We start from the raw sequence: 10068 nt of genomic DNA, 5'->3' as shown, positions 1-10068 counted from the left end.
CATGATAACACCTCGTTTTTGGTTGATTTGGTTGGACACTTAATTATACCAAAAACCTAGTGTTCATGCGGATTTTAACTATTATTTTTACTTTTTAAGGTCAAATCTAAGCCATTTTATTGGGTGCGAAACTTAAATTATTATTATTCGCGGACAAGAAAACCCATCCTTTACTCAATATACTAAACAAACCTAACTTTTCACTTTAACTGTCTACACATTCGATATTAACGAAACATTCGATATTGTTGAAGAATTTCCTTTAAAAACTGTTAAACTGATGAGTTAAAACTTAATAATAGGGGATAGAAGCCAAAAATTTGAATTGAACGATTATAGCTGCGTTCATTGTTTATGCATATTTATTCTTGAACATTGACCAGCCTTTTATAATCGTGTAAACTAATATAAGCAGGTGAGGCAATGTTATTTAGTTAACCCTCGCGTGTATAATTATCCGTCAGTACTAAAGTTTATGCATAAATAAGGAGGTACACTATGCCAGTACGAAATGATATCCACAAAATATTGATTATTGGTTCCGGCCCTATAAAAATTGGGCAGGCCTGCGAATTCGATTATTCCGGAACACAGGCATGTAAAGCTTTGAGAAAATTAGGATATGAAGTCGTCCTCGTTAATTCTAATCCTGCAACAATTATGACAGATCCGGAAATGGCCGATGCGACCTATATCGAACCCCTTAATGTCAAAAGCCTTACCGCCATCATTGCTAAAGAACATCCGGATGCTCTCCTCCCGAATCTCGGCGGTCAATCCGCTCTAAACTTATGTTCTGAATTATATAAGGAAGGCATTTTAGAACAATATGGTGTCCAGGTTATTGGCGTCCAAGTCGATGCCATTGAACGAGGCGAAGACCGCATTGCTTTCAAAAAGACAATGAACCAATTAGGAATTGAGATGCCTCGCAGTGAAGCAGCCTATAGTGTTGAAGAGGCCGAGCAGATTGCCCAAAAACTTGGTTATCCGGTGGTTATTCGCCCGGCTTTCACGATGGGAGGAACCGGCGGCGGCTTGGTCTACAATCTAGAGGAATTAAGAATCATCGCCAATCGTGGAATAGCCGCCAGCATGGTCGGACAAATCCTTGTTGAAGAATCTATTCTCGGCTGGGAAGAACTCGAACTGGAAGTCATACGCGACTCCAAAAATCAGATGATTACGGTTTGTTTTATTGAAAACATTGATGCAGTAGGGGTCCACACCGGTGATTCTTTCTGCTCTGCGCCGATGCTGACAATTAGTGAAGAGCTTCAGCAGCGACTACAAAAATACGCCTATTCTGTTGTCGAAGCTATTGAAGTTGTAGGCGGTACCAATGTGCAATTTGCCCATGATCCAATAACTGACCGTGTCGTTATTATCGAAATTAATCCCCGGACTTCCCGTTCTTCTGCCTTAGCTTCAAAGGCAACAGGTCTGCCTATCGCTTTAATATCCGCAATGCTTGCAACCGGCTTAACCCTTGATGAACTTCCGTATTGGAAGGAAGGCACCCTCGATAAATATACCCCAAGCGGCGATTATGTTGTTATAAAATTTGCCCGTTGGGCATTTGAGAAATTCCCAGGTGCCGAGGATAAATTGGGTACACAGATGCGTGCTGTCGGTGAAGTCATGAGCATCGGTAAAAATTATAAAGAAGCCCTCCAAAAAGCCATTCGCTCCCTCGAAATCAACCGCTACGGGTTAGGCTTTGCCAAAGATTTCAATCAACACTCCTTGGACGAATTACTCGCACTCCTTGCCGAACCCTCAAGTGAACGTCAGTTTATCATGTATGAAGCCTTACGCAAGGGTGCTGATATCGAGCAGCTTCACGAGTTAACCCATATTAAGCACTGGTTTATTCAGCAAATGAAAGAGCTTGTTACCCTTGAAGAAGAAGTCCTCCGGTACAAAAACAAAATACTGCCTGATGAATTATTGGTCCGAGTGAAAAAAGACGGCTTTGCCGACCGTTATTTGGCCAAGCTTTTAAATGTGCCAGAAAACGAAATTCGTGAACACCGTACTGCTTTGGGTATCGTCGAGGGGTGGGAGGCTGTGCCTGTGAGTGGTGTTGAAAACGCTTCATACTACTTCTCAACCTATAATGCTCCTGATCAAACACCATCCAGCGAACGTACCAAAGTCATGATTCTTGGAGGCGGCCCCAATCGCATCGGACAGGGAATTGAGTTTGACTATTGTTGTGTCCATGCTGCTTTAGCACTCCGTGATCTAGGCTATGAGACTGTTATTGTCAACTGTAACCCTGAAACAGTTTCAACTGACTATGATACCTCTGATAAACTGTACTTTGAACCGCTCACCGTTGAAGATGTCTTAAGCATCTACGAAAAAGAAAAACCGCTCGGAGTTATTGTTCAATTCGGCGGTCAAACACCCTTGAATATCGCCGCTGAACTGGCTCAAACCGGAGTAAAAATTCTCGGTACGACACCCGAAACGATCGATCTCGCCGAAGACCGTGACCAGTTCCGCAAAATCATGGAACAACTCGATATTCCCATGCCGGAATCCGACATGGCTATAAATATTGAAGAAGCCCTGGCTATTGCCAACCGCATCGGCTATCCCTTAATGGTTCGGCCTTCCTATGTCTTAGGCGGTCGGGGGATGGAGGTTGTCCACGATGAAACCATGCTTCGGCAGTATATGGCTTCGGCAATCGGTGTCACTGCTGATCGGCCGATCCTGATCGATCGCTTCCTGACAAACGCTACCGAAGCCGAAGCTGACGCTCTCGCAGATGGGACAAATGCTTTCGTTCCAACCGTCATGGAGCACATCGAATTAGCCGGTATTCACTCCGGAGATTCCGCCTGTGTAATTCCACCGATCAGTATTCCTGCTAAGCACCTTGAGACTATTGTGGAATATACCCAAAAGATTGCTAAAGCGCTCAATGTCGTAGGATTGATGAATATGCAGTATGCCATTGCCGATGACCGCGTTTACGTGCTGGAAGCTAATCCTCGTGCTTCACGGACAGTTCCCCTTGTCTCAAAGGTCTGTAACGTTTCAATGGCCCGAATCGCAACCGAAATCATGATGGCTAAGGAAACCGGCAACCCATCCCCTGTTACGGATTTTGTTGCTCAAAAACTTACACACTATGGTGTCAAAGAAGCCGTTTTCCCCTTCAATATGTTTCCCGAGGTCGATCCCGTGCTCGGCCCGGAAATGCGCTCAACCGGAGAAGTTTTGGGCATCGCTGATTCCTTTGAGCTCGCCTACTTTAAGGCTCAAGACGCTGCTCAGCCTTCCCTCCCCACTTCTGGAACCGTTTTAATGAGCGTAACTGATCAAGATAAACCGGCTGCTCTGGAAACGGCCCGTATCTTTGTACAATTGGGTTTTAAGATTAAAGCCACGGTAGGAACCCATAGCTACCTGCAAAGTAATGGGATTCAATCCGAAGAGATAAAAAAAATATCACAAGGCCGACCTAATATTGTTGATGGTATCATGAATCATGAGATCAACCTTGTTATCAATACGCCTTCCGGAAAACGCAGTAAAGAGGATGACTCTTACATCCGTAAAACTGCAATAAAATATAGTATTCCATACATCACCACCATGTCTGCAGCTTTAGCCAGTGCTAAAGGGATTGCTGCTTATACAAAAAATGAATTCAAAGAATCTCCCTTGAATTCACTGCAGGAATATCACGCTAAAATAACCAAGGCAGACTAGAAGCCAGCTAAAAAAGCCCTCCGGTTCTATCATTTTCTCAGGAAATCAAGCAGATTAAACCTGAAAAAGAAAATGAGAACCAGGAGGGCTTTTTATTTTAGAAAATCTATTTTAAATACACCCGGTAGGATTTGCAAGTCCCGAAATTTTAAATGCACCATTTTGAAGCCCCGCCGGGAAAAGCTCTATAATCGATTTTTTACTATATCCTGTTTCTTTGTAAAACTTACGGGGTATTGGAGAAATACCGAATTCATCATAATATGAGCGAAGATATCTTATGACTTTCCAATGTTCTTCAGTAAGCTCCCCCACTCCTTCCTTCTTAGCTAATGCTATAGCAATATTCTCATTCCAATCAGAAGTCTCGTCAAGAAAGCCGTCCTTGTCTAATTCGTAAGAAATTCCGTCTACAACGATTTCCTCCATTTTAATTCTCCTTTAACACTTGTTTATACATAATTCGATATTTATTAAATAAATTGTAGAATGTACTTTTGCCTTTTGCAAGTATTATAAAGGAATATAATATCGTTATTCATTTTAGTTATTGATCTTAATTACACAATCTTCTTTACAACGAAATTATCTTCAATAAGTAGCCAATTTTGTGGAAATTCATGTCCTAAAACCCAATAGTAAAATCCTCGAAGTTTGAATTCCTTAACAAGATTAAATTTCTCAGCAATGCTCCGGGCATCTTCGAACCAGACTTCATGTTCATTTCCTTTTTCATCATGATAGCGAAACCAAGGTGCTTGAACCCCAGTGTCATACTGAATACTAACATTATAAGTTTGGGCTAGTTCTAAAGCACGTTGTGGACTTATAGATTTAGCCCATTTCCCCGGCGTATACGGTAAGGTCCAATCATAGCCGTAAAGCGGGATACCCATCATTATCTTTTCTCTGGGAACAACAGAGACTGCATAGCTTATAACCCGACGAACTTGGTTAAGCGGGGCTACAGCCATTGGTTTTCCCCCGGACCAACCCCATTCGTAGGTCATGATGAACATAAAATCTACAATTTTTCCTATTCCCTGATAATCATGGCCCTCATAGAGAACTCCGCTTTGTTCTCCACTGATTTTAGGTGCGACGGCAACAGAAAGTGAATATCCAAGGGGTTTGATCCTCCGAGCCGCTTTTTCAAGAAAACGTACATAAAGTTCACGGTTTTCAGCGCCTAAGTATTCAAAATCAACATCAAGTCCACGATAGCCTTTTAATTGCATAATCTCAAGCGCTTGATCAAGAACTCGATCCTGTAATTGCTCGTTAGTAAAAAGTATGGTCGCAAGATCGGTTTTAAACTGACCGTTTTCAAGGTTTGTTAATACTAAAAGCGGTGCTACTTTATTTTGCCGTGCTGCGTTCAAGATGGAACCATCGTCTAATGATGTTAAATCTCCATCCCGTTGAACTTGATAACTAAAGAGGTTAAGGTAAGTTAAATCTTTCCCAACTTTCTCTACAAGTTTTGCTGATCGGGTTCCTGTCATTTTGGGATCGATATATGAGCCTGTATAGATAGAAGGTTTTGATTTTGTTGGGAGAATTAAACGAAACCCTAATGGAATATTATTCGGATTTTTAATATTATTCATTTGGACAAGGGTCTGAATGGAAATTCCATATTGTTGCGCAATTTTGTAAAGAGTTTCCCCCGATTTTACGATGTGATATTGACCTGTAACGGGAATAACCAAGGCTTGCCCCCGAACTAGATAATTAGGATCTGTAAGGCCATTTGCTTCAATTATAGCCTGAGTTGAAACTTTATAGATTCTGCTTAAGTTCCATAAGGTATCACCAGATTTCACCACATGGATTTGCATACTTAGTCCGCCCCCACTCGATATACCTTCCCATTATTTTATGGGTTTGGAAAATTCTTGTGCCAATATAAATTACATAATTACAAAATCATCCCCGATGGGCTACTAAATATAGCTCTATAAAATCCATCCTTTTTCAACTCGTAATAATCCATGGTTGAAGTGACCTCAAAGCCACAAGAGCGATAAAGATTTAAGGCATTTTCGTTTTTAACATTTACTTGCAGCATTATGCCCTTAAAGTTTTTCTTTATCAGCTGTTGTATGGCTTGAGTAAGAATACCTCTTCCATATCCTTTTCCACGGCACTCTGGGAGTACCCCCAATCCATAAATGCCTCCAACACTGGCACTAACATCCAAATGAACCTTTCCGATGACGTTGTTCCGAACCTCGGCCAAATAGATAATCATGCCACATTTCTCCTCTTCCTCTGGTATGAGCATGCCCTCTTCCTTGAACTCCTCGCCAAAGTAGATGGCATTCTGCCTCGCAATCTCTCTGGCATCACAATTGGTCGCTTTTCTTAGTACCACTTCACTCATATTCAATTCCTGCCTAGGCTTGTTTTTTATAAACATCTCATATTCTGTATGATTATATGCAGAACCAGGTATACCCTTAATAAATTCCTGACCAGCAAAGGAGTCGCGATCACTTAATAAGAGCATACCTTCAGCCTTTCTCTTACTCCATTCATCTTTTACTAAGGAGAACAAGCTCTTAAAGATCCCTTTCCTTCGATATTCCGGATGGACCATTCCATTAACTTCGATTTGGTCTCCTCCAAAATCACAGATTCCTATATAACCAACCAGGGTATCATCGTCATAATACATGAATTCATTAATAGCCTTTAGAGCTCCGGATTTTCCCTCTGCCCGACCCAGCTTATAATCAAGTTCCAACTTCAGTACTGTTCCATCATGTTCCAAGCAGATTTTTTGCAGATTACTGATATGGGTATAGCTCAACCTCTCTAGGTTTTTCCTTAATTTAATCATCGGATTCAATGGTTTATTAATTTTAAACACTCCTCTCGGCTCTTGGTCATCACAAGCCCTTACTTTAATGACAAATCTATTTCTCCCTAACGCTACAGTTATTAATCACACCTAAACAAAATTAGCCTTATTGTAGCATCTAAACTTAAATAATACAGTAACGAAAAGTCTATTGTGGTGGACATAATTTTTGTTTATAAAAACTATAACAAAGGTTCGCTATCATACAGCGTCCCCTGAGAATGAGAAATAGATTTGCAATAAGTTTTCACCCCGTAAATGCAAAAAGACCGTCTTCAACAGACGACCCCTTCTTTCTTACCTGGCGATACGAAAGGCGGATGAGCCTTTCGCCCCACGGCCTCCTCTGACGAACACTCCTGCCGTGGGGATACTACTTTCCCAGGACTCTGCAGTCCAAGTAGGGCAGTGCCTCTTAGAATACATCTATAGCCTTGGCAATGCCCCGAAAACCATTCACTGGATGGTTTTCGTATCGGCCCTGGGGGTCTTAACTTCCGTGTTCGAGATACGAAAGGGTATGGTATACCCTTTCGGCCAAGCCGCACGCTCCATAGGATTTCTTATCGGCGCAGGATCGAACGGGTGGAACCGACCCCAGATCGTAAGCGCTTAATCTTAAGGTGCATCGTCAACACCCCAGTTATATGAGACAATATCTCCATGAAATACGGAAAAGGAGGTATTGTTATGACCAACCTGGAGAAAAGAGCACTGGTTGAAGAATGTCGTAGAAGTAATTTAACCGCAAAGCAATGGTGTGAGGCTAAAGAAATTAAGTACCGTAGTTATATTGACTGGGCGTCCAAAATAAATAAAGAAGATCGAGTGGCTCCCGCAAAATTAATGCAGTGGGCTGAAGTAACCCCAGTGACTAAGACTCAGGAGAAAGAAAAAGCAGAAGTTAAGCTAATTTGTGGTAAGTGGATCATCACTGTTGAAGCCGGATTTAGCCCGACAATACTGGCAGAAGTCCTAAAAGTAGTTGATGCTGTATGTTAAAAGACATCTCCAGTTATGATGGAATTTACCTGGCTTGCGGAACGACTGATCTGCGTCACTCGGTGGATGGCCTAGGGATAATCATTAAGCAACAGTTTAAGATGGATGTCTTCGGAAATTACTTGTTTCTATTTTGCAACCGCCGGCGCAACCGACTCAAGGGACTATGTTGGGACAAAAATGGTTTCATCCTATACTACAAAAGATTAGACGGAGAGGGTGCCCGTTTTAAATGGCCTAATGACCCTAATGACGTCAGGAATATAAGCCTCAATCAACTTGAACTCCTCATGAATGGACTTTCCATCGATCCGCCAAAGGGATTTGAAGAGATAAAAGCAAGAGATTTTTGCTAAAGAGAACTAACCAAGAGAAAACGGAAGATAAACTGAAATATTTGCTAAATTATCAAGAATATAGTGGTATTTCTGACGTTTTTATGGTAAAATGTTCCTATGAGTAAGATTGATTTAGCGGGGCTTTCCCCTGAGATAATTACATATATTACAACGCTCGAATCGCAGATCAAAGAACAGTCCACCCAGCTTGAGATACAAACTCAAACCGTCGAAAATCAGAAGGTTCGTATCGATAAGCTGATGACTATGCTGGCTAATTTCCAAAAGGCCTTGTATGGCCAATCGAGTGAGAAAAGCAGGTATGTGCTAGGTGAAGATCGCAACCAGCTTTCGCTGTTCAACGAAGCAGAAGCCGAGGCCAATCGAAATGCTCCGGAACCCGAGAAGGTATCGGTAGCCGGACATACTCGAAAAGCGAAACGAACGAAGGAAGAACTGGCAGCAGACCTTCCTGTCGTGGAGATTCTTTGTGAACTAGACGAGGAAGAGCAAGTTTGCGGGAAATGTGGCAGCGAACTTCGGGTACTGGGCATAGAAACTGTACGTGAAGAATTAGAAATCATACCCGCACAAATACGGGTCCTCCGCTACAAACGGCAAAGCTATGTCTGCAAATGTTGTGAAAAGGACACGGGAGTTGCAACGATTGTAAAAGCTCCTACTCCGGCTCCAGTGATTAAAAGAAGTCTTGCCTCGGCATCGACGGTGGCCCATGTCATGTATCAAAAATATGTCAATGGCATGCCCTTGAATCGGCAGGAAAAAGACTGGTCCTTTCAGGGGGTAATGCTCTCCCGAGCTACGTTAGCCAACTGGGTCATACGGGCGGCAACCGATTGGCTGTTGCCGCTATGGGAGACCATGAAGTCCTACCTCTTAAAAGAAGCCGTGATCTCAGCGGATGAGACGGTGATTCAGGTGCTTAAAGAGGAAGGAAAGACCCCTACCTCAGAATCCAGGATGTGGGTCTACTGTTCCGGTAATACCGGAAATCCGCCCGTGGTACTGTTTGAGTATCAGCCTACTCGGTCAGGTGAGCATGCGAGACGTTTCTTGGAAGGGTTTCACGGAATGCTCCAAACGGATGGCTACAGCGGGTATAATAAGGTACCGGGTGTCACCCGATGCGGATGCTGGGCCCATTTACGCCGTCGGTATGAGGAGGCGATGCCCAAGAAGGGAACCCGGGAAGGCTCCACGGCCGCTGTCGGATTTGAATATTGCAATCGGTTATTTGCTATTGAGGCAGACTTAGAAAAACTCAATGCAGATGAACGTAAAATCCAGCGTCAAGAACTGTCCCGCCCAGTGCTTGAGGCTTACTTCGCATGGCTTGAAACGGTTAACCCACTTCATGGCTCAAAACTGGGAGAAGCTATAACCTATTCGGTGAATCAAAGAGAATCGTTGTGTGAGTTTTTAAAGGATGGCCGCATTGAGTTATCTAATAATCGAGCCGAGAACTCACTTAGGCCATTTGTGAACGGAAGAAAGGCCTGGTTATTCGCCGATACGAAAAAGGGAGCTCAATCCAGCGCAATCGTCTATAGTATTGTGGAATCAGCGAAAGCCAATAGAATTAATCCCTACATGTATCTCGTACATATCTTTCAAAAAATGCCGAGTCTAAACTTTAAGAATGAGCCATCACTTCTCGAGAATTTAATGCCTTGGTCCCCTGAACTTCCGGACTATTGTCGATTGTGATGCAAATTAAATACAAGGCAGCGTTTAAACTCGGTTACCTAGGTTGTAACTGGGTTTTATTTTGCTAACAAACGATAAACCCCCCATTATGTTCTAAGATCTAGATCTAATGGAAATATTATGTCGTATGTTATGAATGTTTAACATGCACCCTTTTATTGAGCGCTTACCTTTTATTGAGCGCTTACCCCAGATCTGCTTGCACATCTAAGTTTTTGCGCAGCAAAAAGCAAAGAGACCGTCTTCAACAGACGATCCCTTCGTTCTTACCTGGCGATGACCTACTTTCCCAGGACTCTGCAGTCCAAGTATCATCGGCCCTGGAGGTCTTAACTTCCGTGTTCGAGATGGGAACGGGTGGAACCCCTCCGGCATTATCACCAGATCTTGATTAAATTCTGAGAG

At 42.7% G+C, this 10068-nt stretch carries 7 protein-coding genes and 1 rRNA gene; 4 read left to right on the top strand and 4 right to left on the bottom strand.

Features of this window, described 5'->3' with window-relative positions:
• Nucleotides 1–498: 498 nt before the first annotated feature.
• Nucleotides 499–3729 (top strand): carbamoyl-phosphate synthase large subunit, encoded by a 3231-nt coding sequence (gene carB / locus VB077_RS15615; protein ID WP_323416185.1) that lies wholly within the window; start codon nt 499–501, stop codon nt 3727–3729.
• Between the two features lie 111 nt (nt 3730–3840).
• Here carB and VB077_RS15610 read toward each other — a convergent pair whose 3' ends face one another.
• The 3 genes from VB077_RS15610 to VB077_RS15600 form a co-directional block, all read right to left on the bottom strand.
• Entirely contained in the window at nt 3841–4158 is a 318-nt protein-coding gene (locus tag VB077_RS15610; protein ID WP_323416184.1) for a TusE/DsrC/DsvC family sulfur relay protein, read from the bottom strand.
• 131 nt (nt 4159–4289) lie between these two features.
• Complete coding sequence (locus VB077_RS15605) at nt 4290–5570, bottom strand: glycoside hydrolase family 18 protein (protein WP_323416183.1); 1281 nt, start codon at nt 5568–5570, stop codon at nt 4290–4292.
• Between the two features lie 80 nt (nt 5571–5650).
• Nucleotides 5651–6604 carry a GNAT family N-acetyltransferase gene (locus tag VB077_RS15600; RefSeq protein WP_323416182.1) on the bottom strand — a complete coding sequence of 318 codons (954 nt, stop codon included), beginning with the start codon at nt 6602–6604 and terminating at the stop codon, nt 5651–5653.
• A 681-nt stretch (nt 6605–7285) separates the two neighbouring features.
• Between VB077_RS15600 and tnpA the strand changes: the two genes are divergently transcribed.
• The 3 genes from tnpA (at nt 7286) to tnpC (ending at nt 9663) form a co-directional block, all read left to right on the top strand.
• Nucleotides 7286–7597, top strand: a complete 312-nt coding sequence (tnpA, locus tag VB077_RS15595; protein WP_323416181.1) for an IS66 family insertion sequence element accessory protein TnpA — start codon at nt 7286–7288, stop codon at nt 7595–7597.
• Nucleotides 7591–7953: an IS66 family insertion sequence element accessory protein TnpB gene (gene tnpB, locus VB077_RS15590; RefSeq protein WP_323416180.1), complete on the top strand. Its 363-nt coding sequence runs from the start codon at nt 7591–7593 to the stop codon at nt 7951–7953. Before tnpA ends, tnpB begins: the two co-directional genes overlap by 7 nt.
• Nucleotides 7954–8052: 99 nt before the next feature.
• Complete coding sequence (gene tnpC, locus VB077_RS15585) at nt 8053–9663, top strand: IS66 family transposase (protein WP_323416179.1); 1611 nt, start codon at nt 8053–8055, stop codon at nt 9661–9663.
• Between the two features lie 268 nt (nt 9664–9931).
• Here the strand turns inward: tnpC and rrf are convergent.
• Nucleotides 9932–10048: ribosomal RNA gene (rrf, locus tag VB077_RS15580) — 5S ribosomal RNA — on the bottom strand.
• Nucleotides 10049–10068: the final 20 nt, after the last annotated feature.

The sequence above is a fragment of the Desulfitobacterium sp. genome (assembly GCF_034927245.1).
GTDB lineage: Bacteria > Bacillota > Desulfitobacteriia > Desulfitobacteriales > Desulfitobacteriaceae > Desulfitobacterium_A.
The sequence above is the reverse complement of the archived record's forward strand: the minus strand, read 5'-3'. Positions and strand labels throughout refer to the sequence as shown.

What these genes read in the sequence shown, in the direction of transcription:
- carB (WP_323416185.1), top strand. Translation starts at nt 499, where the DNA reads ATGCCAGTACGAAATGATATCCACAAAATATTGATTATTGGTTCCGGC.
- VB077_RS15610 (WP_323416184.1), bottom strand. Translation starts at nt 4,158, where the DNA reads ATGGAGGAAATCGTTGTAGACGGAATTTCTTACGAATTAGACAAGGAC.
- VB077_RS15605 (WP_323416183.1), bottom strand. Translation starts at nt 5,570, where the DNA reads ATGCAAATCCATGTGGTGAAATCTGGTGATACCTTATGGAACTTAAGC.
- tnpA (WP_323416181.1), top strand. Translation starts at nt 7,286, where the DNA reads ATGACCAACCTGGAGAAAAGAGCACTGGTTGAAGAATGTCGTAGAAGT.
- tnpB (WP_323416180.1), top strand. Translation starts at nt 7,591, where the DNA reads ATGTTAAAAGACATCTCCAGTTATGATGGAATTTACCTGGCTTGCGGA.
- tnpC (WP_323416179.1), top strand. Translation starts at nt 8,053, where the DNA reads ATGAGTAAGATTGATTTAGCGGGGCTTTCCCCTGAGATAATTACATAT.